At 58.8% G+C, this 24,262-nt stretch carries 20 protein-coding genes; 9 read left to right on the top strand and 11 right to left on the bottom strand.

Going from position 1 to position 24,262, the window contains the following annotated elements; translation table 11 throughout:
- Positions 1 to 63 precede the first annotated feature (63 nt).
- On the bottom strand, positions 64 to 327 hold the full coding sequence (locus ACE3TJ_RS16310; protein ID WP_374598014.1) for a hypothetical protein: 264 nt from the start codon (positions 325 to 327) through the stop codon (positions 64 to 66).
- Positions 328 to 484: 157 nt separating this feature from the next.
- Here ACE3TJ_RS16310 and ACE3TJ_RS16305 point away from each other — a divergent pair, with 157 nt between their 5' ends.
- The 3 genes from ACE3TJ_RS16305 (at position 485) to ACE3TJ_RS16295 (ending at position 6,069) form a co-directional block, all read left to right on the top strand.
- Positions 485 to 2,767 carry a TonB-dependent receptor gene (locus ACE3TJ_RS16305; protein ID WP_374598012.1) on the top strand — a complete coding sequence of 761 codons (2,283 nt, stop codon included), beginning with the start codon at positions 485 to 487 and terminating at the stop codon, positions 2,765 to 2,767.
- The gene (locus ACE3TJ_RS16300) at positions 2,767 to 4,368 is read left to right on the top strand and encodes an amidase family protein (RefSeq protein WP_374598010.1); all 1,602 of its coding nucleotides are present in this window, start codon (positions 2,767 to 2,769) and stop codon (positions 4,366 to 4,368) included. Before ACE3TJ_RS16305 ends, ACE3TJ_RS16300 begins: the two co-directional genes overlap by 1 nt.
- Before the next feature lie 222 nt (positions 4,369 to 4,590).
- Positions 4,591 to 6,069 carry a hypothetical protein gene (locus tag ACE3TJ_RS16295; protein WP_374598008.1) on the top strand — a complete coding sequence of 493 codons (1,479 nt, stop codon included), beginning with the start codon at positions 4,591 to 4,593 and terminating at the stop codon, positions 6,067 to 6,069.
- Positions 6,070 to 6,206: 137 nt separating this feature from the next.
- Here ACE3TJ_RS16295 and ACE3TJ_RS16290 read toward each other — a convergent pair whose 3' ends face one another.
- Positions 6,207 to 6,443, bottom strand: coding sequence for a hypothetical protein (locus tag ACE3TJ_RS16290; RefSeq protein ID WP_374598006.1), 237 nt, complete (start codon positions 6,441 to 6,443; stop codon positions 6,207 to 6,209).
- Between the two features lie 416 nt (positions 6,444 to 6,859).
- Between ACE3TJ_RS16290 and ACE3TJ_RS16285 the strand changes: the two genes are divergently transcribed.
- Positions 6,860 to 7,201 (top strand): hypothetical protein, encoded by a 342-nt coding sequence (locus ACE3TJ_RS16285; protein WP_374598004.1) that lies wholly within the window; start codon positions 6,860 to 6,862, stop codon positions 7,199 to 7,201.
- Between the two features lie 69 nt (positions 7,202 to 7,270).
- Here ACE3TJ_RS16285 and ACE3TJ_RS16280 read toward each other — a convergent pair whose 3' ends face one another.
- On the bottom strand, positions 7,271 to 8,920 hold the full coding sequence (locus ACE3TJ_RS16280; protein WP_374598002.1) for an arylsulfatase: 1,650 nt from the start codon (positions 8,918 to 8,920) through the stop codon (positions 7,271 to 7,273).
- 399 nt (positions 8,921 to 9,319) lie between these two features.
- On the opposite strand from ACE3TJ_RS16280, the gene fahA reads away from it, so the two are divergent.
- Complete coding sequence (gene fahA / locus ACE3TJ_RS16275; RefSeq protein WP_374598000.1) at positions 9,320 to 10,636, top strand: fumarylacetoacetase; 1,317 nt, start codon at positions 9,320 to 9,322, stop codon at positions 10,634 to 10,636.
- A gap of 27 nt (positions 10,637 to 10,663) precedes the next feature.
- Here fahA and ACE3TJ_RS16270 read toward each other — a convergent pair whose 3' ends face one another.
- Positions 10,664 to 11,503 (bottom strand): helix-turn-helix transcriptional regulator, encoded by an 840-nt coding sequence (locus ACE3TJ_RS16270; protein WP_374597998.1) that lies wholly within the window; start codon positions 11,501 to 11,503, stop codon positions 10,664 to 10,666.
- Positions 11,504 to 11,780: 277 nt separating this feature from the next.
- Between ACE3TJ_RS16270 and ACE3TJ_RS16265 the strand changes: the two genes are divergently transcribed.
- On the top strand, positions 11,781 to 12,935 hold the full coding sequence (locus tag ACE3TJ_RS16265; RefSeq protein ID WP_374597996.1) for an aromatic ring-hydroxylating dioxygenase subunit alpha: 1,155 nt from the start codon (positions 11,781 to 11,783) through the stop codon (positions 12,933 to 12,935).
- Between the two features lie 45 nt (positions 12,936 to 12,980).
- Positions 12,981 to 14,183, top strand: a complete 1,203-nt coding sequence (locus tag ACE3TJ_RS16260) for an MFS transporter (protein ID WP_374599433.1) — start codon at positions 12,981 to 12,983, stop codon at positions 14,181 to 14,183.
- On the opposite strand, the gene ACE3TJ_RS16255 is transcribed toward ACE3TJ_RS16260, so the two are convergent.
- The 4 genes from ACE3TJ_RS16255 to ACE3TJ_RS16240 form a co-directional block, all read right to left on the bottom strand.
- The gene (locus ACE3TJ_RS16255) at positions 14,174 to 15,184 is read right to left on the bottom strand and encodes a hypothetical protein (RefSeq protein WP_374597994.1); all 1,011 of its coding nucleotides are present in this window, start codon (positions 15,182 to 15,184) and stop codon (positions 14,174 to 14,176) included. The two genes, ACE3TJ_RS16260 and ACE3TJ_RS16255, sit on opposite strands and share 10 nt — an antisense overlap.
- A 29-nt stretch (positions 15,185 to 15,213) precedes the next feature.
- Positions 15,214 to 16,170 carry a 2Fe-2S iron-sulfur cluster-binding protein gene (locus ACE3TJ_RS16250; protein ID WP_374597992.1) on the bottom strand — a complete coding sequence of 319 codons (957 nt, stop codon included), beginning with the start codon at positions 16,168 to 16,170 and terminating at the stop codon, positions 15,214 to 15,216.
- Between the two features lie 88 nt (positions 16,171 to 16,258).
- Positions 16,259 to 18,406, bottom strand: a complete 2,148-nt coding sequence (locus tag ACE3TJ_RS16245) for a TonB-dependent receptor (RefSeq protein ID WP_374597990.1) — start codon at positions 18,404 to 18,406, stop codon at positions 16,259 to 16,261.
- Positions 18,407 to 18,673: 267 nt separating this feature from the next.
- Positions 18,674 to 19,714: a Rieske 2Fe-2S domain-containing protein gene (locus ACE3TJ_RS16240; RefSeq protein WP_374597988.1), complete on the bottom strand. Its 1,041-nt coding sequence runs from the start codon at positions 19,712 to 19,714 to the stop codon at positions 18,674 to 18,676.
- Between the two features lie 205 nt (positions 19,715 to 19,919).
- Here ACE3TJ_RS16240 and ACE3TJ_RS16235 point away from each other — a divergent pair, with 205 nt between their 5' ends.
- Positions 19,920 to 21,347 (top strand): NAD(P)/FAD-dependent oxidoreductase, encoded by a 1,428-nt coding sequence (locus ACE3TJ_RS16235; RefSeq protein ID WP_374597986.1) that lies wholly within the window; start codon positions 19,920 to 19,922, stop codon positions 21,345 to 21,347.
- Positions 21,319 to 22,116 (top strand): LuxR C-terminal-related transcriptional regulator, encoded by a 798-nt coding sequence (locus ACE3TJ_RS16230; protein ID WP_374597984.1) that lies wholly within the window; start codon positions 21,319 to 21,321, stop codon positions 22,114 to 22,116. The genes ACE3TJ_RS16235 and ACE3TJ_RS16230 overlap by 29 nt, the downstream gene beginning before the upstream one ends.
- 7 nt (positions 22,117 to 22,123) lie before the next feature.
- On the opposite strand, the gene ACE3TJ_RS16225 is transcribed toward ACE3TJ_RS16230, so the two are convergent.
- From ACE3TJ_RS16225 to ACE3TJ_RS16215, 3 genes are read right to left on the bottom strand one after another with little or no spacing between them, the layout of a single operon-like run.
- Positions 22,124 to 22,456 carry a DOPA 4,5-dioxygenase family protein gene (locus tag ACE3TJ_RS16225; protein ID WP_374597982.1) on the bottom strand — a complete coding sequence of 111 codons (333 nt, stop codon included), beginning with the start codon at positions 22,454 to 22,456 and terminating at the stop codon, positions 22,124 to 22,126.
- Positions 22,453 to 23,577, bottom strand: a complete 1,125-nt coding sequence (locus ACE3TJ_RS16220; RefSeq protein WP_374597980.1) for a class II histone deacetylase — start codon at positions 23,575 to 23,577, stop codon at positions 22,453 to 22,455. The genes ACE3TJ_RS16225 and ACE3TJ_RS16220 overlap by 4 nt, the downstream gene beginning before the upstream one ends.
- A 34-nt stretch (positions 23,578 to 23,611) precedes the next feature.
- Entirely contained in the window at positions 23,612 to 24,238 is a 627-nt protein-coding gene (locus ACE3TJ_RS16215; RefSeq protein ID WP_374597978.1) for a VOC family protein, read from the bottom strand.
- Positions 24,239 to 24,262 lie beyond the last annotated feature (24 nt).

Raw genomic sequence — 24,262 nt, 5'->3', positions numbered from 1 at the left:
GCTCGGTCTTGAAGACCACCGATATCGGCTCTTCCTGAGGTAAGAACGCCGGCATCAGCGAGACTACAAAAGACCTTCGCGATAACGTGGAGGCCAATTGTAATGACACGGCGCCAGCCTGCTGGCGGCTGCGCTGCGGCCAATCATGAATGATGAAAGATCAGACCGCGACTCTTGTGAAGCGGCAACGTTCTGACGCGCGATGCACACACAGTTCGTGAGGACAATCCGGCGCTGCGCAATCGGCATAGGCGGTTCCATCAGGCCGATCTTCCGCCGCTCGGGATGAAGCGAACAGAAAAAATTACTTAAAATCAACAGCTTCAATTTGACGCATCCACAACGCAACCCGCCCCTCTCCGGCCGAGACATCGGCGACGGTCCGGAGAGAACGTCCGTACATTTATGTATTGACAGCCCATCATTTTTGACAACTTAATGTTGAACATAACAATTTTTTGTCAAAGTAAACGGAGGGGGTATCATGACCAGCGGACGCCTGCGTAACCTGTTTTGCAGAACATCGCCTCTCGCCCTTGCGGTATTGCTTGCAAGCGCCAGCGAACCGGCCGGTGCACAAACGCACGCCGATGCCGAGAGCCTTGAACCGTCGGAAAGCGGAGCAGCCTTCAACACTGATGAGATCATTGTCACCGCAACGCGATCCGGCGCACAGTCAATCCAGAACATTCCGCTCTCGATTACGGCTGTGGACCCCGAAGCCATGCAGCGCCAGGGCAATGAAACCCTGGCCGACATCAGCCGGAATGTACCCGGCGTGTTCGTTCAGGAAGAGGGTGGCGGACAGAACAAGATCGTCATCCGCGGCATCAATACGAACGCCGGCATTCAGCAGACGGACACGGCCGAGCAGGCGCTGGTATCCGTGTATCTCGATGATGTTCCCATCTCCATTCAGGGCGCGACACCCGACATTCGCGTCTTCGATCTTGAACGCGTAGAGTTTCTCCGCGGACCTCAGGGGACATTGTTCGGCGCAGGCGCCATGGCGGGAACCGTGCGTTACATCACGCGCAAACCCAACCTCACGGAATTCGAAGCCTCGGCAGAAGGAAGCCTTGCCGCCACGAAACACGGCGAGGAAAGCTACAGCGTCCGGGGCATGATGAATCTGCCGCTCGCCACAGATCGTCTAGGCCTTCGTGTTACAGCTTATCACGGCAAGGATGGCGGCTATATCGACAATGTCGCCGGCGAAGACAATTTCAATGACCTGGAGATGACGCAGGTTCGGTCGGTGCTTCGATACAGCGACAGCAAGATCACGGCGGATCTGAGCTGGCTCTACGGAACGCTCGAAAACGGCGGCAACAACACCACGCTATCCGAACTCGGTGACTATGAGTACGGTGCCCAGGACAAGGTCGGTGTCGAAGATCGTTTCCATATCATCAATTTCGCCCCGCAGATTGATCTTGGAGGTGTGACGCTTCTGTCGTCCACCGGCTATATTGACCGTTCCTACAAGATTTTCCAGTCCCAGGAATATTACACTCAAGGCCTTCTCGGCTTCTCAAGTCCCTCCGCGACTGCCGTCTATCATAACAGGATCAAGGATTTTACGCAGGAGCTGCGCTTGGCGACTGATGCCAGCCGGCCGCTGCGTGCGCAGATCGGCGCTTTCTATCAAAGACAGACGCGCGGCTATGAGCAAACCAACGACTGGTCGGGCATGGACGCTGCCATAGGCATCGATTCCCGGGATTTCGGTGCAGTGCGCCAGGACCAGCTTTTCCGGAGCGACACATTTACGAAAACCAAGCAGCTCGCGCTGTTCGGCGAAATCACTTACTCTCCCGTGCCAAATCTGGACCTCGTCGCGGGCCTTCGCTATTTCGACTGGAAACAGCGGTACACCCTGTTCAGTGCCGGCCTGGGCGGCGTCGATGCCTCCGGCCAACCCTTGACTCTGACTGGAAAATCCAAGGCGAATGGCGTCAATCCGAAAGCCTCGGTCACCTATCGCGTCGATGACAATGTGATGGTGTATGCGGAAGCTGCTCGAGGTTTCAGATACGGCGGCGTCAATCAGGTCGTGCCGCTCGACTTCTGCGGCGATGCTCTTGCAGCGGACGGATTGACGAGTGCGCCGGTCGACTACGACCCCGATAAGCTGTGGACATACAGCATCGGCGAGAAGGCACAGTTCCTCGACCGAAAGGTTACGCTTAACGTGGCCGCCTTCCTAACAAATTGGGACAATGTTCAGACACGGCATTATCTCGACGAATGCGGCTATTACTTCACGCAGAATGCCGGAAAGGTTCGCAGTCAGGGACTCGAGCTCGAGTCACGGTTTCGCCCTCTTGAAAATCTGACGCTCTCTGCGACCGGAAGCTACACCGATGCCAAGACGCGCGACCCACTCCCCGACCTCAATGCGCTCAAGGGAGACCGTGTCCCTTACTTCCCCCGCTATCTCCTTACCCTCGGTGCGGAGTATGAAATTCCTCTGAATGCGGGAAGCCTCATTCTGCAGGGCGACTTCAGTTACCGCAGCGCAACGGGCACACGGTTCAATCCCGCGGACTCCGAATACAGGACAAATCCATCGTCACATGTCTTCAATGCCGCCATTACCTGGCAGACTGAAGACATGTCCATTTCGATCTATGGACGCAATCTGACTGATGATTATGTCGTTACCTCGATTGCCAATAATCCCTTCCCGAGCACCCAGCCGGGGGATACGGTGACAATCGCACGCCCGCAAACGTTCGGGATCCGCATGAAGACGCAATTCTGATGGAAAACGCGCCGCACCCGCAAGTCTTGGAAAACAACACTCCAGACTTCAGCTGTTCACGCAGGGAAAGCATCACAGCGCTGACCCTCGCGGCAGCAGCGCCGGGCCTGCTGACCGGGTGCGGCGCGACACCAGACCTGCCAAACAATGAAATCATCAAACTCGGCGCCCGAGACGCCGTTGATCACATTCGCAAAGGCGATTTGAGCGCGGAAACCTATGTTTCCGTACTTCTCCGGCAGGCCGAGGCGCACAAGGCGCTCAACGCCTTCATTACCCTGATCCCCGAGCGGGTGCTCGAAGCAGCAAATGCCGTGGACAGATCGCGAAAGCGCGGCGATGTCCCAGGACGGGCGGCGGGCCTGCCGTTCGCCGTAAAGGACCAGATCGCCGTTGCCGGCTACCCGGCGACAGGCGGCAACGGCGCGCTCAAAGGCTACGTCCCCGATCGTTCCGCTTCGGTCGTTCATGCACTCGAAGGGGCCGGCGCGATCGTGTTCGGCAAGACCAATATGCCGGATATGGTCGCCGGTTTCACGCTCGACGTCGGCGCTGCAAGCGTGAACCCGTGGTTCGGAGCGCCGCGCAACCCCTACGATATGAAACGAATGACCGGCGGCACCAGCGGCGGCAACGGGTCGGCGCTCGGCGCGCGTATCGTACCGGCCGCGATAGGAGAGGATACGACAGGCTCTATCCGCTTCCCTGCCGCACTTTGCGGCGTTTCGGGATTACGTCCATCCACGTGGACGATCGAAAACGCGCTCGGAGAGAATCGGCCCAAGCGATATCCCGATGACGGAATTGTCATCCCGCCCGCCGGGCTGCAGGACACCTTCGGTCCGATGGCACGGACTGTCAGTGACCTCGCCTTTCTGGACAGCATCGTCACCGGGGAAACAGCCCCTTCTGTCGACCTTCGCCGTGCCCGCATTGCGGTCCCTGCGGAAGCCTACTGGAGCGAGGCGTTCGTTGATCCCGGGGTCGCGCGCAGCATGCAAGCCGCTCTTGCACTGCTGCGCGATGCGGGAGCGACACTCGTGGAAATCGATTTCGAGGCCGTTCGCACGCTCTACGACGACAGGATGATGGCCGCGCTGCCCTTCGCCGCAGCCGACATTGAAGCATGGTTGGCTGAACACCTTCCCAAAATCAGCGAGGCGTACGTCCTGTCACGTCGCGAAGGGCTTTATGCGTTTCCCGATCTGCCGGTTCTCGATGCGCACGAGAGGCGCAATGTCCTGACACGCGCACGCCGCCGATTTCTCGATCTGTTTGTGACACACGGTGTAACGGCAATCCTCTCCCCGACCGTGACGATCCCCGCTCCGGAGCTTCGCACTGATGGCGAAAAGGAGGGGCAGTCCATTGTGATCGCAGGCAAAACGTTCAGTCAGGTCTGGACACTCTGCCGCAATATTTTCTGGGGCCCCGCCCTGGGCGCGACCGGAATCACCATTCCTTCGGGTCTCGCAGACGGCTTGCCCGTGGGATTGCAGCTTGAGGCGCCATCTGGATCAGACCTCCATCTGCTCGGGCTCGGCATGGCGATCGAAAGGCTGCTAGGGCCGATCGACCCTCCCGCTTACGTAGACGGGTGAGCGCAATTGAACGCGGTTCCGACCTCCCGGAAATCTCGCTACGGCAATGTCGTCATCCCGTCGCGCGCGAATTTCGGACAGGAATATGGTCGCCCAGTAAAACACCGTCATCCGGGTTACAGGCCTTGTTCGTGCAAACATGGCCTTTGTACGGGGCGACTTGCAGCAGAGTATACACGACACAAATCGAAGCCGTATGCTCGTGAAGGATCCCATCAAGCCATGAAAACGAAAGCGATACGCCGCTGCTTTTTTGCCGGCCTCCTGCTTGCACTGCCTGCGGCAGCCGCCTCTGCGGAACCCTCTTGCAAAGTTCATCCAACGGTAGCCACAGCAGAAACGCTGATCTTGCCGACCGGAGACCTTCACTATGAAGCGGGATGGACGCAATTGGCAATCAAGAACGGCCGAGGCGTTCCTCAAGGAACCATATCCGCGACGACCTATCGCCTGCGCAACACAGGCGACAACCCGCGGCCTATCATTTTTGGCTTCAATGGAGGTCCGGGCGCATCTGCCAGCGGCCTCAACTTCGGCCTCTTTGGTCCCAAGCTCAAAGTCTTCGACAATGGCCAACCAAAGCTGATCGACAACGTCGACACCCTTCTGGGCGAGGCGGATCTGGTTATGATCGATACGCCTGGTTCCGGCTTCAACTGCGAACTCCGCCGCGGGGGCAATGAATATTTCTATACTGCGCCATCGGATGCGCGAGCGGTCGAAACCTTCATTCGGAAGTGGCTTTCTGACAATGGGCGAACAGGATCACCGATTTTTATCGTCGGCGAAAGTTATGGCGGCTATCGTCTCGCCGTCATGGCCTCCAGTCTGGTTGGCCTCAACGTCAAGGGCGCGATACTGATATCGCCTGCCCTGGATCTGACGGATCAGCCCGGAAGCTCCGGAACACCGGACAATCACTATATCTTCGCGTTTCCAGTCATGGCCGCCGCTGCAGCCTATCACGGACGAACCGATATGGGCGGCAAGACGATAAGTGAGATATTTGTAGCAGCGCGAACCTTCGCTGAGAAACCTCTCCTTACCGCGCTGCACCTCGGCTCGCGACTTCCAGAAACGGAACGTGACAGGCTCGCACAGGACATGTCGGAATTGATCGGCCTTCCAGCGGAGAGGATCAAGACGTCCAATCTGAGGATCGATCCCCAGTATTTTCTGGATAAGCTTCTCGCGGACCGGGTCGTCGGACGAACCGACACGCGCATTTCCGGACCCGCGCGGAAAGACGCCCTAATCGCCGGCCGTTCGCGCGCAGCCGATGACCCCGCCCTGGGCATCGGTGATAGCAACATCATGGCTGATACGTTGACAGGCGACTACCTGCGCAGTCTCGGAGTCAAGATCGATCGCCCGTACATCGGCCTCAACCTCAATATGAATCTCAATCTTGATTGGGCATTCGGCTCACGGAAAATCGAAGATACAGTGAGGCTCAACCCCACTCCGCGTCTTGGAGATTTATTCAAGATGCAACCCTCATTCCGCCTTCTTCTCGTCAGCGGCTACTACGATATGACAACGCCGGTGCTTGCACAGCAGTATGCGTTGACACATGCGGGTCTCCCTGCCGATCGGATGCAGTTCCTGACACTTCCCGGACCGCATGCCGTCCACGCCGACCGAGAGACAAGGCCGAAGGTCATTGACGCAATAAGGGGCCTTATTCTCTCCCAAAAATAGAACCTCTTCGGGTGATCGCGAAGAGAGCGGCAACCGTGCGTATCCGCAGCGCAGGTCGACGTCGGCCTGCGCTCATCGTGTAAACGGGATTGGATTCAGAAGCCGACGCCTTCGACGGCTTATCCTCTATACTCGGCTCACCATGAGTGGCGGCGCTCCTCGGGTACGGATGCAATTCGTTTCCATTCGTAGCCGTGCAAAAGCTTTCCCGCCACCTCGTACGCATTTTCATGTCGTTCGAAGCATGGACCGAACGCCCCGGACGGAGGCTCGATCAACGCGCCGCACTCAATCACGGCATTGAAATGGTCGCGGATCGACGGCGCGAGCTCCGCGGCCAAAGCGCCCAGCAGCTTTTCCCGATTGAAATGCATATCGTGATCGAGCCGTCCCGATACGAGCGGAACGATGACATCATCCAGACTTCGCTTGCCCTTAGATCGCGCCCGAATGCGCGCGTCGACATCCGACTAGGAAAGGACTCGAATATGATCAATATAATATTGATTTTAAATGATAATTTTTTTATACTATTTCATTTGCAACCCGGCCGATATGAAAGATTTTTTTTGCGGTGTGGTTCGAGTCTGGAAGCGGGCCTTTGGCGTAGTTTGCAGCACTGAGTCGTCTGGTATCGGGCCTGATCTGACCGTATACTTTCGTCTATTAAACTTATGGGAGCGGACACCGGGCCCTATTTTGGGTACCTGTGGCTTGAAAGATCAGTCGCAGGCGTTCGCATCAATATCGGGCATCTCGAGGGCAAATAGCTGGGATCGAGAAACCGCTTATGCAGATTCCGCTGTCGGACACCGATGCCATGTTTGTGCCACTAGCCACATTCCTCGTCAGCCTGCTCTCGTTTGGAGCACGCGCCGAAACCTATAACGGCAGTGGCGCATACCTTAGAGGCGCGGACGATTGCATATGTCTAGACTTACCGATGTCTGGTTTTCTGCCTAACAATTCTGGGAATGCCGACAAATGGCCAGCCGCCTGGAATTTTGAGCGTATTATACGTAATATCCTGTCTCACGGTGGAGAACTCGAACTGCTTGGGCGTGAGGAGCCTATATATGGACGTCTCGTTAAAATCAACAAATTAGCTTATTCCTGTTTGTTTGACACCTAGGTCATGCTCTTCCGTGCACTGCAGTTTCCAAGCACTTCACTCATCACCATATGGCTAATGTTGCGGCGACTATTTGTCATAGTCCATGTCGTAGTCAAGTTCGACGACGCCGTTGCGCCGCGCGTACTCCGACCATAGCTTTTGCATTTTTCGAAATTTTCCTGGAAACTTCGCCGCCATGTCATCACGCTCGTAGGGATCGCGGCGGAGATGGTAAAGCTGCCAGCGTCCGGGCCCATAAGGCGGGAGGAACCACGTGGCTTTCCACGGACCACTTCGGATCGCGCGGCGATTAAAAAGCTCCCATCCGTGGGGCTCACCGGCTCTGAGAGCCTCGCCCGGATGGCGCAGCATGGGAACCAAAGATATTCCATCCATTGCCAGCAATTCCGGCGGTGTCTCCATCGCTTCTGGGCCAGCCAGTTCTGCAAGCGTTGGTGCGATGTCATTCACAACAGTGAAGGCATGTCTCCGACCGGCCGCGATCTGTGCCGGCCACGTGATGAAGGCGGGTGCTCGGATACCGCCCTCACTCGTGAAGGCTTTGTAGAGCCGATAGGGAGATGCAGCCGCTGTAGCCCACCCGGGCCCATAGTGCACGTAGGAACCCACACGCCCCATATTTTCCGGGGTGTCATCAATTCCGGAGCGAGTGAGAAACTCCGCATGGCCCCGGAAAAGAGTTACATCGTTTCCTTCTGGGCCGTTGTCCGCCATGAAGATCACGAGCGTATTTTCGTAAACTCCTCGTTCTTTCAGGCGCTGTATCAAGCGGCCAATATGATGATCTAGATTTTCCACCATCGCGGCATAAATTTCCATAGCGCGCGATTCACGCCTTCTTTGCGCAGGTGTCAGCGCAGACCATGGTTTGACGTGCGGGGGCAAAGGTGTGGGCGTAGCGGTATCCACCATACGCCCCAGCCCGATCTGCCGCTTGAGCCGCTGCGCGGCAAGTGCCTCGTATCCCTCGTCATACATGCCGACATAGCGATCGAGCCAGTCATCTGGAACCTGGAGCGGCCAGTGTGGTGCCGTATAGGCTGCATAAGCAAAAAATGGGCGTGCCGACCGTGTTTCCAGCGACGCTTCAATATCAGCGATCAGCCTGTCGGTATAAAAAGCAGACGAATAGAAATCCGGTGGAAGCTTTGTCTGGCGGCCGTTATCAAAATAGCGCACCTGGAGACTATGGATGGATGTCCCCCTCGCATCTGAAAAGTGGCTCGCGCCACCTTCCATGAGGGCAAAGCTACGGTCAAAGCCTCTGTCTGATGGTCGCTGCCCGTCGCCTGCGCCGAGGTGCCATTTCCCGGCCATGAACGTGGCATAGCCCGCCTTCCGTAAACGCTCGGCCAGCGGATGTACCTTAAAGTTCAAATATCCTTCATATCCGGGGCGCCCACGCTGTTCCGGCATGATAGATTCACCCATGACACCCAGCCCTGAGCGGTGATTATCCACCCCGGACATCAGCATGGCGCGTGTAGGGGAACATGCCGGGCTGACATAGAAGTTATCGAGAATTACACCCCGCCGCGCCAACGCATCCAGGTTGGGTGTACGGATCTCGCTGCCCATGTATCCAAGGTCGGAGATTGCCAAATCGTCGGCAACGATAAGAAGAATGTTCGGTCGCTGACTCTCATCGGCGGCCGATGCATCTTGGACCAAGCCGATGCTGGCGACAAGGAAGGAGATCAGATAGCCGGCACGCATCGCTCACCCCTTCCCGTCCAGAAACGCCGTTCAGCCAATCGGCGCCCCCAAAAGGTTCGCCACTGCGGCAACGCCATATGCTAGAGGCGCATTACGCCTCCGCAAAATCCTGAAAAGCAAGGTCAACGCTAGGCTCGAACTGTTCGACGCCCCATACCCTTGCCGTGTGACGTTGAATTCAGACGGAATCTGAAAGTGTTTGTCGCCCGGCGCGGGTATTGTGAAAATTATTGAAATCGGGAAGCGTGTCTTATCGGCATTGAGAGCGATTGGTTCAGGCAGAGGATAAGAATACCTGTGACCCTGTCGGCACTCAAGCTTTCCGGGAAATGCCTCAACGACAACACGTCGCAGAGCACCGATCAGGAATAGATACACCCTAAAATTAGAAAAGCCGCCATGACCGTAGAAATTGACATTACCCATGACCTACGCTTGAAGAGTTGGGTACCCAGCGCTGGGGCTCATCTCGACTTTCCGGTTCAGAACCTACCAGTAGCAATTTTCTGTCCGAAAGATGGCCTGCCTCGCGGCGGTGTCGCCATAGGTGACTTCATCCTCGATTTGGCTGCCGCGTCCCTCTGCCTCGAAGGTGAAGCAAAACGCATCGCAGAATATGGCGCGGCCTCCACTCTGAATGCAATGTTCGCTTTGGGGCATAGCGCAATGCAAACGCTCCGCAGAGGCCTATCGCAGTTTCTGACAGACGCATCACAACGGGACAAGGCTGCGAAGGCCCTATTCAAAGCGCAAGACTGCACCCTCCTTCTCCCATTCGCGATTGGTGATTACACTGATTTCTACACGGGCATCCGTCATGCCGAAAATGTTGGACGCCTACTGCGTCCCGATAACCCCCTGCTTCCGAACTACAAGCACGTGCCGATCGGATACCATGGTCGTACGTCATCCATCCGTCTTTCTGGGATGGATGTGCGTCGCCCTATGGGGCAGACGAAGACGATCGATGCCGACCGCCCGTCTTTCGGGCCTTGCCAAAGGCTCGATTACGAATTGGAAATGGCAATATGGATCGGTTCGGGTAATCGGCTTGGTGAGCCTGTTTCGATCGAGAATGCAGGCTCGCATATCGGCGGCTTATCCCTGCTAAACGACTGGTCCGCGCGCGATATCCAGGCTTGGGAGTACCAACCGCTCGGCCCCTTCCTCGCCAAGAATTTTCACTCGACGATCTCGCCGTGGGTCGTGACGACGGAAGCGCTCGCGCCGTTCCGGACGGCGCAGCCTGCTCGCCCCGAGAACGATCCCTCCCCACTTCCCTACCTGATGGATACCGCCGATCAGATGCGGGGCGCCTTCGACGTACGGATGGAGGTCTACCTGCAAACCACGGCCATGCGCGAAGCGGGTCTATCCGCCCACAAGCTCAGCTCCGGGTCGATGACGGCGATGTACTGGACCCCTGCGCAGCTGGTAACCCATCACACCAGCAACGGCTGCAATCTCATGACCGGTGACCTGCTTGGCACCGGAACGCTTTCCGGTACGGACGAGCGGAGTTTCGGCAGCCTCATGGAAATATCGCGGGGCGGATCACAGCCTCTTCGCCTGGAAAACGGCGAAACCCGCATATTTCTTGAAGACGGAGACGAGCTGGTGATGAAGGCTTATTGCGAGCGCCCCGGCTATGCCCGCATCGGATTCGGCGAATGTCGGGGGCGCATCCAACCCGCGCTCGCATCGCAAGCGGACTGACTCAGTGATCTTTACCGCGAGAATAGCCTATTGCACCGTGCCAGACTGAAACTCTCGCACGGTCAGGAAATAACGCAGAAACAATTCGTTCTGGCTCGATATGCCGAGTTTGGCATAGGCGCGCTTGCGGTGGGTTGCGACCGTGTTCGTGGAAATGGAACAGTTGAGACTAATGGCCTCCGTGGAATAGCCCATCACGATCCCAGCGCACACTTCGGCTTCGCGCTGGCTCAACTTGTGAGGCCCTGCGACCAGGACATTTTTCAAGTGTTCCAGAGTTTTCTGCCGCATCTCGCCGGTCTCGCCAGACGATGACGGAATGAAATTGAACCCCGCGCTGTCGGTGTGACGAACAAGTTCGCTGTGGCGATGCAGCGCCTTTATCATGAACCCGGCCATCAGGCTCATGATCTCGATCTCGCTTTCGCCGAACTCATGACGGTGTTTTTTTCGGTAAAAGCTCGTGTAATACAGTGTGCCACTGGCATTGCCGAGCACCACGAGTTCGTGGCTAAGCTCCGGCGTATCGTAGTAATGACGGCGATACTCGTCATTGAAGATATTATCAGCTTCGGTGATATAGATATCTATGGGCACCTGGCTGTGCGGACGCTTCACATTGGGATCGTTGAGATACCCGCCCGATACATAGTCGGACGCAAGCTTGCGCGCAGCCTCTCGTTGCTCGGCGCAGTTCCCCTCAACCACAAGCGACCTGGGATTCGACGGATCCGGGAACGAAAAAACAGTGCACTCCTCGACATCCAGAAGGTCCCGGAAAAGCCCATAGAACTGCGGCCCGAACTCTCGCGAGCCGAGCGTGGACACGATCTCCCCGAGGCGATCAAATTCCGCCGAACCAAGCATTGTCCCTCCCGACAAACCCGCCGCCGCCCAATGAACAAGGCTAGCATTTGCGGGCTTCGAGTCAATAGAGAGCACCTCCCGAGCTGATCCGCCTGCGGCGAAGCAAGCCTAAAATCGTCCCCTGCGCGGGGTATGGCGGTTCGGCCCATTTCCGGTCACCTTCAATGCTGAGGGAGGAATGCGGGTCTGCCCGAAGCCCGTCTTATCGGGCTGCCGGAACAAACGCGGTGGGCATCACCGCACCTGACCGCATTCCAATAACAAAGAGGGTACAAACATGGCGACCGTCCTGCAGAGCAACGCTCGGTTTTTCAGCGATGAGGAGGTCGCGGCAGTTCGGCGCCCCTTGTCGCAGGCATCGTTCTTGCCGCCGCGGATTTACTCGAACGCGGAGATCTTCACGTTTGAAAAAACCGTAATGTTTCGCAAGACATGGCTACCGCTTTGCCATGCGAGCCAGATTTCCGAGCCGGGCAGCTACGTCGCGCGCCAGCTTTTCGACGAACCCGTGATCGCCCTGCGCGACCGCGACGACAATATCCGTGTCTTTTCAAACGTCTGCCGGCATCGTAACGCTGTTCTGACACGCCCCGGTGCTGGCGTTTGCAAGGGCCGAAGACTGACCTGCCCTTACCATGGCTGGGTCTATGGGCTGGACGGCAAGCTGATCGCGGCGCCGTTCATGGATCAGACCGACACCTTCACCAAAGGTGACATCGGCCTGCCCGAGGTCCGCTTCGAAATCTGGCACGGCTTCGTGATGGTCAATTTCGACGGCGAAGCCCCGAGCCTGCTGAAACAGCTCGAACCCTTCGAACCCAAGGTCGCCCCGTACCGCTTCGAGGACATGATCGCGATCGAGTTCCGTCGCGCCAATGTCGCCTGGAACTGGAAGATCAGCCTGGAGAACTTCAGCGAGGCCTACCACCAGCCCTTCATCCACCCGGATACGTTTGATGGTCAGTTCCCCGCGACGCTGACGACCTACGAAGATGTCGAGGGGCCGTATGGCATGTTCTGGATGCACCAGAAAAACAACGAATTGCCTCCCTTCCTGGTGCCACCCGTGGAAGGTATGCCGGATCAGTATTATCGCGCTTATTCGGTGGTGAACGTCTATCCGCTGCTGCACCTCTTCACCGACGCTTCGATCCCGCTGTGGATGGACTGGAACATCACCGGAAAGGACTCGCACGAGCTCATCTGGTATATGATGGTTCCGAAAAGCCGCCTCGCCGACGCCGACGAGCAAGCCCTGAAAGCGGAATTCTGTGCCATCATTGAACCTATTCTGCTCGAAGATGTTGAGGTCTGCGAGGCTGTCGGTGCGGGTGTGCGCTCGGAGCTCGCCCGAGCGGGGCGCCCATCGCATATGGAAAAAACCGTTCACCAGTTTCACAACTGGCTGCTCGACCAGTATCTCGAAGCCTGATCGGAACCGCGTGCCTGTGACTGGCCGGGAAAGGCCGTGGCTTTGATGAGCGTGAACGGCGCGCCAGAAACCGGCAGCCTCTATTACCGAATCCTGATCGCCAGTTTCGCCGCTTATTGCATCGCCAATATCGCCGGCTGGATATTGCCCGATCTGATTCACGAATTCGTGTCGGTGAAGCACCTTTCCGAATCGCAGGCAGGGCTCGTCGGCACGGTTGAGCTGGCGGCGCTCGCGCTCAGTTCGATGCTCCTCGCCCGGTTCATGAAGCGCACATCCTTCCTTGTCATCAGCCTGGTAGGGACGGTCGTGGCGATTATCGCCACCGCGCTTTCCATCATCGCCCACGACCATGGCCTTATCCTGCTTCTGCGCGGCATTACCGGCATGGGCGAAGGCGCGGCGCTGATGGTGTCGAGTGCCGCGCTCGCTCGCTTTCGGGACCCTGACCGCGCCTATGGCCAGATGAACGTGGTCAACATCGTGTTCGGAGCCGGGCTCATCTTCCTGCTTCCCGCAATCGCCCGATATGTCGGCCCCAACGTCGCGTTCCCAACGCTGCTCGTCGGCCTGCTGATCCTGACGCCGTTCCTGCTCATCATGCCGCGGAATCTCGCTCTCGACATGGCAGCCTCCGCCGACAGGAATGTGCCTGTCAGGCACCACGACCTATCGCCCCGCCTCTATCTCCTGGCCGCCACGATGTTCATCGTTGCGCTGAACAGCAGCGCAGTGTGGTCGTTCCTCGTTCTTCTCGGAACCCGCGCCGGACTCGACGAGACAGCGGCGACAACGACTGTCGGCATCGTTGCCTTTATATCGGTTACCGGCAGCCTGCTGGCGACGATCCTTGGCGTCCGATTCGGCCGGTTGTGGCCGACCGTCACAGGCATCGTTTCAATGACCGGCTGCATCGCGATCCTGTGCACGCAAACAGACCTGCTGCTTTTCAGGATCTGCGCCTGCCTGCTCGTTGCCTCTGTCTACTTCATCATCCCCTATTTCATGGGCTATGCTGCCGCCGAAGACAGCAGCGGACGCGGAGCGGCGCTGGTCGGCGGTGCCTTTCTGCTGACGGTGGCGGTCTCGCCCTATACGGCCGGGTTAATCATCGAGCATTTCGGCATGGAAGCAATCGCCACAGCCGCTATCGTGACCAACGCCGTCGCGCTTGCTGCACTCTTGTGGTTCGATCGTGACCTGAAGCGCCGGCCGCCGGCCGACCTTGCGGCCGCTCCTCAGACGTAAGCACGGCGATCGCGCAGGAGGGCGGCCGGCAGCTGGTCTATCGTGATGAAGCCCGGCGAGGCGGCGATCACGTCGGGCGCCCGCCCCACCGCAATCGCGGCGGTAGTCTCGATGCTGGGCAAGGGACGTAGGTCCATGGCTAGAGGGCAGAGGCCGTCGATCCTCACCGACAGATACTCCTCCTCTCCCGCCTCGAAGAGCTTCCCGTGTAGGCGAATCTCAATCGTCGGGCCCTGCCGTGTCTGGACCCGAACGCTCTCGATGAGGCCGCGCGTAAGGCCCGCGCCGATCGTTCGGCCGATCGTGGGCACCTCGATGGCAGCGCCAGCGAAGAGCGGCACCTCCGCGACCTCGATCCGTTCCGGGATCAGCCCGGTCATCGCCGCAAGCGCCAGCGCGACCTGACCGCAGATGCTTGCCGCCGGATCGACAGGCCCGGCCTCGGCTTGTGAAGCATCATACTCGGTCGGAGTGAGCCCGAGCGGCAGGGCCTGCAACGTCGCGGGACCGAGCACGCCAAAATTCCCCGTAGCTTCGATATCGATATGCCTGACATCCGGCGCGATGCCGGCAATGATGGCCGGCAGTGCGCACATGACCGTGTCGTTCACACCCGTCGCCGTCAGCGTGCAATCATTGGCACGCGCGATGCCGTCGAGCTCTGCGCAGATATCGGGCGCGAATATCCAGGGAAAGAGCGCCTGCTCAGCGATCGTAACCACGTTGATCCCATGTTCCAGACAGGTGCGCGGTTCGCCAAGCAGGTCCGCCATATCGGATGTCGTGAAGAACAGCGCAATATCGGCCATGCCGCGATGCGGCACAAAATCCGACACCGTCTGCACCTTCAATCCGGTTTCGGTGCCGCCGGAGAGCGTACCCACATCCGCGCCCACATGGGAGAAGCGGCTGTAGACACCCACGACCTCCGCGCCCCGTGCGTGAAGATAGCCCAGTGCTGCCATGCCGGCCTTACCCAGGCCGAAGACCAGACATTTCATGCCACCCCTTTTCCGACTAACGTCGCACTTTAAACATCAAGGACCAGAGTCGGTGTTAGCGCGCGCGAGCAGCAGATCGTCATGCTGTCGTTGGCCGCCCTTTCAGCATCGGTCAGGTAAAGGTCGCGATGATCTGGAACACCTTCCAGAACCTTGGTTAGGCAGGTGCCGCAGACACCCTGTTCGCAGGACAGCGGCACTGCGATCCCATTCGCGGCAAGCGCCGCGGCAATCGTCTGATCATCCCCAACCGTGAAGCTGAGCCCGCTTCTTTGCGCTATGATGGTGAAATGCCCGCCGTGCGTATCGACATCGGCCGAGAAGCGTTCATATCGCACGGCCTCATCGGGCCAGCCCGCAGTTTTCGCGGTCGCGAGGACATGAGCCAGAAATCCGGTCGGTCCGCATGTGTAAATATAGCGCCCCGGCACATGGCTTCCCATCGCCTCGGCCGCACGGAAATGCTGTGAGGCGTCTCCGTCATCGAAGTGGAGTTGCACGCGATCGGCAAATGGCGCGGTGTGCAGATCTTCACGGAACGCCATGCGATCACTGCTGCGGCTACAATAGTGGAGCGTAAAAGACCGGCTCTCTCGGTACAGCGCATAGGCCATCGCCAGCAGAGGCGTGATCCCGATGCCACCGCCGAGCAGAACGATATCCGCGCTGCTTTCGACAAGCGGGAAATGATTTCGGGGCGCGCTGATGAAGAGCCTGTCGCCGGCCGATAAAGCATGGACGGCGCGCGAACCGCCGCGTGTTTCAGGATCGAGAAGAACAGCAACCCTGTAACTGCCGGTTTCAATGGATGGGTTGCAAAGCGAATACTGCCTGATCAGCCCACCGGGCAAATGAAGATCGATATGTGCGCCGGGCGTGAACGGGGGCAGGAGCGCACCATCCACTGAAACGAGATCGAGGCTGACGATATCGCGCGCCGCCATCGATCTTGAAGCAATGCTGACGCCGATCAAACTATCGCTCATGCATCATCCATCAGGGCATTTTCCAGACTAAAAATGAAAACGGCGCCGGACGTTTCGATATCCAGCGCCGCTCGCAACCTCTGATCGCCTACCAAGTCGACCGCAAAGTAAGACCATAGGTGCGCGGCGTGCCGCGCTTTTCCATGAGGCCACCGGCGAACTGCGGTTCACCGATGATCTTCGTCCAATACTTGAGATTGGTCAGGTTCTTGACCCACCCCGTGACGGAGAGCACCTCACCTGGAAAGATAAATGCAAGCTGAGCATTTACCAGATTGCGGGGATCGTAACTCTCGTACGGCCGGTTGTAGTGACGGCTCTGCATCCGGCTCGTGTAGCTATAATCGGCGCGCGGGATGATCCTGTAATCTCCCGGCAATGTGAACGTGTACTCGGCCGAGGCAGCCAGGGAGTATTTCGGCGTGTTGGGAATATAATTCCCCGAATAGTCCGTATCTGAAATCGGATCGTAATATTCCTTGAATTTTGAATCTGTGTAGCCGAATGACCCGGAGAGTTTGAGATCGTCGACCGGTTCCATGTTGAGCTCGAGCTCGAAGCCCTTGCTTTCGACCTTGGCCGCATTCTGGAAGGCAAAACCGAGGCCGCTTGTGGTCACGACGTTGAGGTTCGCCTGATAATCTCTGATCTTGGTGAGGAACACCGCCGTGTTCAATTGAGCGCGACCGTCAAGGAATGTGAACTTGCCACCGACTTCGAAGGCATCAACTTTTTCGGGATCGACAATGGCAAGAGAAGCCGCGTTCGACCCGCCGACGTTGAAACCGCCATTTTTGAAGCCGCGATCATAGCGGCCGTAGAGCAAGATATCGGTATTCGGGCGGTACTCCACACCAGCACGCGCGGTCAGTGAATTCCACGACTTCTGAAGATGCGTCTTCGGCACATAGTCGAAGCCGCTGAGCATATCGGTGTACTGCCAGTCGAGTTCTTTCTTCGAATAGGTATAGCGCAGACCGCCAAGGATCGAAAACTGGTCACTCAGCGCGTAATTGCCGTGAGCGAAAATCGCTGCTTCCTTTGTCGTCTGTTTCCAGATGCGGGAGTCGTCTTCCGGAAACCAGCCTTCGTCCGGCACGTCGATCACACCATTCTCGTTGAAGTCGAGCCCGATCGTTCCTCTGCCGTATGCCCCATCGGAGTAGGTGCTATTTACCTTCTCGTAGTAGCCGAAGACACCGGCAACCCATTCCAGTCGACCGAGTGAACCGGCGAAGCGGAATTCCTGGCTGACCTGGTAGAAATCATCCGTATAGCCGATCATGAACGGATTGAACTGCGCGAACTGCCCGGCATTGTTGATATCGGTCGGGCCGTGACCGAAATCCTCGTAAGCGAAGTACTGACTTTCCTCGTAGGCGGTAATGCTGGTGACATCGACATCGCCAATGCTGAACGTACCGGTGAGAGAACTGCCGAACGCGTCGATCACCTCCGGCGCCTCGGGTGAACGCTGACCCAGCTCGTTGAAGGCGTAGCCAGGGATATCCGACGAGAAGTAGTAGTTTACGTCGCCGTTATAGCGGCTTTCGTGAACGTTCAGAATCCAGGTTGTTGCGGCCCCCTCATACTGAAGGATACCTCTGAGACCGCGGGATGAAGAATCCATGATGCGCGCACCGGTGAACACATTGCGCGCCCACCCATCGTCCTGCTTGTAGTTGCCCGACACGCGCGCGGAGAAGCCGCCACCGAGCGGCACGTTCACCGCGCCTTCGAGAACGAAGGCATCATAATTTCCATAGCCGAAAGAGGCATAGCCGCCGAATTCGTCCTCAGGTTTCTTGGCATAGAAGCTGAGCGCGCCGGCCGTCGTGTTGCGCCCGAACAGAACGCCCTGGGGACCGCGCACGATCTCGACCCGCTCCAGATCGAAAAGCTGGGACATATGAACGAGGCGCGAACCTTGGAAAACTTCCTCCTGATAGACGCCGACCGGCTGCTGGTCAGTCGACAGGAACGATTCCGACATCGCAACACCGCGGATCGAGATTTCCGCGCGTCCCGGATAGAAGGTGCTCATGCGCATGTTCGGCGCGATATAAGTAAGATCCTGCGTATTCTGGATGCCCGCACGCTCAAGCTCGGCTCCGCCAAGCGCGGTCACGGCGATCGGGATATCGGAGACCGCCTGCGCACGGCGCTGCGCGGTCACGACGATTTCCCCGAAACCCGGCTCGTGTTGACCGTCCTGCGCGTCCTGAGCATACGCCATGTCCGCCGTCGCCAGCGCGGCAATCGAGCAGAAAAGCGAAAGGCTGCAACGCACACCGGCGCGGCGGTTTACAGTATTGAGCATAGAATGAGCCCCTCCTTTTAGTTTTTATCGTATTTCCATGAACGCCTGAAGCGTCCTCAATTTTTCTTTGAAAATACAATTCTTCCGGAAAATACTCTCCGTCCATATCGAATATGGCGACAGGCATTCCGGCTTTGAATACCCGCGTAGGGTGACGATAGGCCCGCATGGAGGAATAGGGGATCAGGCCGCGCTCATCTCAGCACTTGCGGCTTGCGATTTCTTCTCGTTTCCGATCATTTCACGCAGGATGCGACGGACGCGCACGGCGGGTGCGTCCGTGCCCAGCAACACGGGACCGAGCTCCCAGAAGTCCGCTTCGCCCATGCGCTGCTGCGCAGCCTCGATCATCGGCTTGTCCTCGGCGTCGAACGCCTGCGACAGAACCTCCCGAAAGCCGTCGTTCGACAGCGGGCTGTCCTTGGGCAGTGCGGACCCCCAGAAATAATGCGACCTGCCGGCGCTTTCCGGCGTGATGACGTGAGCAGCAGGAATTTCGCAGCCTTCCTCGCGCGGGCGCCCAGTCAGCACCACGCCGGACGAGAGCGAGAGCGTGGCCGGGGCGTACCACTGGATATCATCCCACAGATCGACCTTGTTGCCATGAGAAGACCAGGCGTTCTCGGGAAACTCCGGATTGTCGATATCGATGACGACATATTTGGACAACACCGTGTCGCGTCCCGCCTCCATCGTGTTGTGCGGGCTGTAAGCATCACCGCCGAAACCCGGATGCAGGAATTTCGCGTGTGTGAGGTCCATGAGATTGTCTGTCAGAAGTTCATAGTTCGCATCGACCCGCGTATAGCCTTGGATGCTCCGCAAGCCCTCATCGTTCAGCCACGGGAACCGGACGATCAGCGCCGGATCCGCCAGCGCGGGATCGCCAAGCCACACCCAGAGCATCCCATCCTGTTCCACGGCCGGGTATGAGGCCACGCGGCACGCGGCCGGAACAGGCCCGCCCAACGGATTGTCGACACAGGTCCCGGCGCCGTCGAAGGTCAGCCCGTGGTAATGGCACATGATGGCATCGCCCTTCCGAATGCCTTTCGAAAGCGGTGCAAAGCGATGCGGGCAGCGGTCATGGATGGCGTGGACGATGCCCGCCGTGTCTCGAAAGGCAACGACCGGCGTGTCCGTGATCGTACGGGCAAGAACACCATCATCCAGTTCCCCAGCCCAGCCGATCATGTACCACGTCTGCTTCAGAAAATCCGCCATCTTCCCTCTCCCTCATCCGCGCCGCCTCCTCTCCCGTTCGGAATATCAGGCGCGTTTACGAAGCCAACGATAAGCGGCACATTTTCAGGCGTTAATACCCGACACCGGGTAGCTGGAGGCACAAGCGACACGCGCGTGAACTTGGGCGCCTTCCATCGCGAAAGCGCCTATCACCCTGTGAGGGGATATAGCCGGAAGAGTGGCGGTGCCACCACGTAGCGGCAACTGGGACGATGGAAGGAACCGGGCGGAGATGCTGAAGAAAATGGCGCGGGTTCTCACCGGCCATGGAGGGCGTATCGTTCCAGGTATCGCACGCGCGGCCCCTGTCGCGGGCGATACGCTGCTTCCCGATGCGGTCGACGTCGTCGTGATCGGCGGCGGTTACATCGGCTGCTCAGCGGCGCTGACACTTGCGGAAAGAGGGGTTTCGGTCGCGCTGTGTGAAAAAGGCGTGGTTGCGGGTGAAGCGTCGGGCCGCTCTGTCGGCTGGGTCGACAGCCAGTTCCTGGCCCCCGCAAAGATGGAACTGATCAGCCGTTCCAAGACGCTCTGGTCGGACATGAACGCGCGTATCGGCGGCGAAACCGGCTATCGGCGAAGCGGCGTCGTCAGCCTTTTCGCTGACGATTCTGCGCGGAACTTCGCGGCCGGCTGGCTTGCCTCCGTGCAAGGGATGCCCGGCGTGGATGCCCGGCTGGTTGACGCGAACGAAGTCGCGGCGCTTGTGCCAGGGGCCTCCCATGCCTTCGCAGGGGGGCTCTATCAACCGAGCGACGCATCGGTCGAACCCCGGCTTGCGGTGCCAGCAATGGCCGCCGCCGCCCGGCGGCGCGGCGCGAAGATTTTGCAAAACTGCGCCGTGCGCGGACTGGAAACGAGCGGTGGCCGCGTTTCCGGCGTTGTCACGGAAAGGGGGCCGATCGCCTGCCAGTCCGTCGTGCTGGCGGGCGGCTATTGGTCGCCACTGTTCGCTCGCAGTCTTGGCATCCCGCTGCCGCAATTCCACGCCAACGCTTCGATGCTGTCACTTCGGCCGCGGGCGGCGCACTCTCCGGAAATATCTGCATGGGGCCCGGGCTACGTGTGGCGGCGCCAGATCGACGACTGTTACACCGTCGGCGCGATCAACGGCGCAGTCCCCATCACGCCGCAGACCTTGCGCCATGCGTTCCGGCTGCTACCGGCGATCCGGGCGATGTGGAACGAGGTCGATCCCGTACTGTCTCCGTCCGCGTTCCTCGCGGACCTGCGGACACCGCGCACGTGGTCGCTCGATGACGTCTCCCCCTTCGAGCGCAACCGTATCCTGATGCCGGAAATCCGGCATGGCTTTCTGGATGCCGCAAAAGCAAGGATGGTCACCGACTTCCCCGTCTTCGAAGGTGCCGAGGAGGTCGAGCGGTGGGCCGGAACGCTCGTCACCACCCTCGACAACATGCCGGTCCTCTCCGCAGCCCCCCAACTGCCGGGTCTGTACCTCGGCACCGGGTTTTACTATGGTCTGACCATGGGACCGGCCGCTGGCGAGGCCCTTGCCGATCTGGTGATGGGCAACACGCCGCAGCTCGATCTGAAAGATTACAGATATGAGCGCTTCTTCGATGGCTCCCGGCTCGTCTTCCGCAGTTGACCTCGCGCAGGTGGTGGAAGCACTCGGCACGCCGGGGTTTTCGAGAGCCTTGCACGAGTATCTGCGCAAAGGAGTATCGGCAAAGCTGCTGTTCGCCTACGCCATACGCCCGGAGGACGACGGCGCCATTCACCTGATGACGGAAACGCTGTCGGCGCGTATGCGCAGCCGCGCCAAGGATGCCGCACGTACCTATGCCGGAACTGATTTCCGAACCGACAAGACACTGCGCGAGGTCCGCCAGGAAAAGTCGCCTGGCCCCACGGTCCGACTGCATCATGTCGAGGACTTCGAGGACCGGGATTTCCGCGAACGCTATTTTGAAAGATTCGGAAATCGGGAAGAGATCGCCGTTTTCGACGGAGAAGGCCCGGAGCTGCTCTATATCGGCCTATGCGCGGAGCATTTTTCGGATGAGGAGCAGGACTTTGTCCGCCAGCAGGCTTCCCTCATCCTCGCGCTGATGCAGAAGCACCGACAGATCGTAGAAGCCACGGCGGCGAATGCCGAAAGGCCCAGCGAATTCGAGCAGATTCACGCAATGCTCATGGAGCATCCTTGCGGATTAACGTCGCGGGAGGCGGAGATCTGCGTGCTCGTCGCCAAGGGCTATTCCTCCGAGGCTATCGCCCTCAACCTCAACATCTCACAGCATACTGTCGCCACGCACCGGAAGCGGGCGTATGCAAAACTGCGCGTTTCCAGCAAGGCGGAGCTGTTCGCGCAGATTTATGTCCCCTCCTCCACACCCTACGGCGTAGTTGGCTAGGGCGCCTTCAGAAGCCCGACAGGTCGAGCGTTTCGCTGGAGCCGAGCCACATCACATACTGCGTGTGATCAGCGAAATCATCTCCGGTGTTCGCGTGGACGAAGATGGTGAGGTCGCCCCGATGGACAAGGAGATATTCAAGTACCTCGGCAAGCTGCGCGCGCGGTACGGTCAGCTGGCAACTGCCACGCGGATGCGGTCCGACGGGAACGAGATGGACCCGCCCCATCCTGACATCGGAGAAGCGCGCCAGCACGCATTCTCCGAGCGAACGTGCGATATCGGCCTGATGCACATCGAAATAGATGTGCGCGTGATAGTTGGCGATCTCGCCGGTCATGCCCCCGTTGCAGCGCGGATCCCGTCCAGATTCGCTCGTGCGGCATCCACCGCTGCACGCTGATGCGGCAAAATTTCGTGTCCCGGCATACCGTCCATGATCGCGCCATAGGGGTCCGTGACGCCGCTGTCGATGCCCGAAACCGCTTCGATCATGGCGAGCGCCATGAACGGTGTCGTCGCCTCGTTATAACCGCCCTCGTGCGTGACCAGCATCTTGCCCCCACAATGGCGCTGTGAGGCAGCCCTCAGTTCGGACGCGATATAACGGAAGTGGTTCGAACCGAGGATCATCCGGCCCAGCGGATCCTGCGCGCCAGCATCGAAGCCGAACGGCACGAACAGCATCTGCGGGCGATAAATCTCGAGCGCCGGCACGATGACCTCGTCCACCACTGCCTTGTAGGCGCCGAAGCCGCATCCGGCGGGAAGCGGGATGTTGAGGTTGAAACCCTTGCCAGGCCCCTCCCCGACAGCGGAAACGTCGCCCGTATCCGGCGGGAACCAGCGGTCCTGGTGCACGGAAATGGTGAGCACGCGCGGATCGCGCCAGAAGATTTCCTCAGCGCCGTTGCCGTGATGCACATCGACGTCGACGAACGCCACGCGCTCCAGCCCCGAGGCAAGCGCGTGGGCCGCAGCGATCGACGCGTTATTGACCAGGCAGAAGCCCTTGCCAATGCCCGATTCCGCATGGTGTCCGACCGGACGCGCCAGCAGGTAGGCGTTGTCTAGATCGCCTTTCAGGATCTGATCGACGGCCTCGATCGCGCCGCCGGCGGCAAGCCGGGCGAAATCGAAACTGCCGCGGCTGAACGGCGCATCAAAACCGGCGGAGGCTTCCGGCAGTTCATTGTCGCGCGCAAGCTGCGCGAGATAATCCGGCTTGTGGACACGCTGCAGCTCGGCATCCGTCGCAGGGCGCGGCTCGATGTGCGCGAGTTTGCGTGTCAGGCCAGAGGCATCGAACAGGTTCTTGATCCGCCGCTTGCTTTCCGGCGTTTCATAGTGATGGCCGGGTTGTACGGGATAGATCGCGGGCATCAGACCAGAAAACTTGCCCTGCTGATGCCACATGAAGGTTTCGTGCCAGACAAGGCCGGTCCGCGTACCCATCTTCATTATCTCTCCCTGTTTTCAACCGCCGCGTAGGAACTCAGGCGTGAACGTAACCCGATTGCGCGCCGAAGATTTTTTCACGTTCCGACCAATTGTGGCGCTCGTCCCAATGCTCCAGCACCGCCATCGCGCTGGTACGGTGCACGCGGTCCATTTCCGGTGTCAGTGTCTGGACGCTGAGTTCCAGCCGATGGCCGGAGGGATCGAAGAAGTAGATCGAATGCAGGAAGTCGTCGTGATTGGTCGGCCCGACGACATTGATGCCCTTGGCTTCGATATCGGCTTTGGCCTTCAACAGAACGTCCATATCCTTCACGCGAAAGGCAAAGTGCTGAATCCAGTCCGGCGTCGCCGGATCACGGCCGGACGTCTCGCCTGCGTCCTCCGGACATTCGAAAAAGGCGATGCAGCTGCCATCTTCCATTTCAAAGAAAATGTGGATGTGCGGGCTGTACTTACCGGTCGATGGGACATGATCCTCGCCCATGGCGTGAATGAAGTTGAGACCAAGCACACCCGTGTAGAACTCAACCGTCTCCCGCGCGTCCTTGCAGCGGAAGGCTGCATGGTGAAGGCTCTTGCAAAGCATGGTTTTATCCCTCTTCAGAAACACAGCGGATTTCAGCGACCTGTTCGGCCCTGACCGTCTCACCGCTCCGACCACAAATTTCCCACAAGCAATCCTAGC

The organism is Sphingosinicella sp. (genome assembly GCF_041916975.1).
Taxonomy (GTDB): domain Bacteria; phylum Pseudomonadota; class Alphaproteobacteria; order Sphingomonadales; family Sphingomonadaceae; genus Sphingosinicella.
The sequence above is the reverse complement of the archived record's forward strand: the minus strand, read 5'-3'. Positions and strand labels throughout refer to the sequence as shown.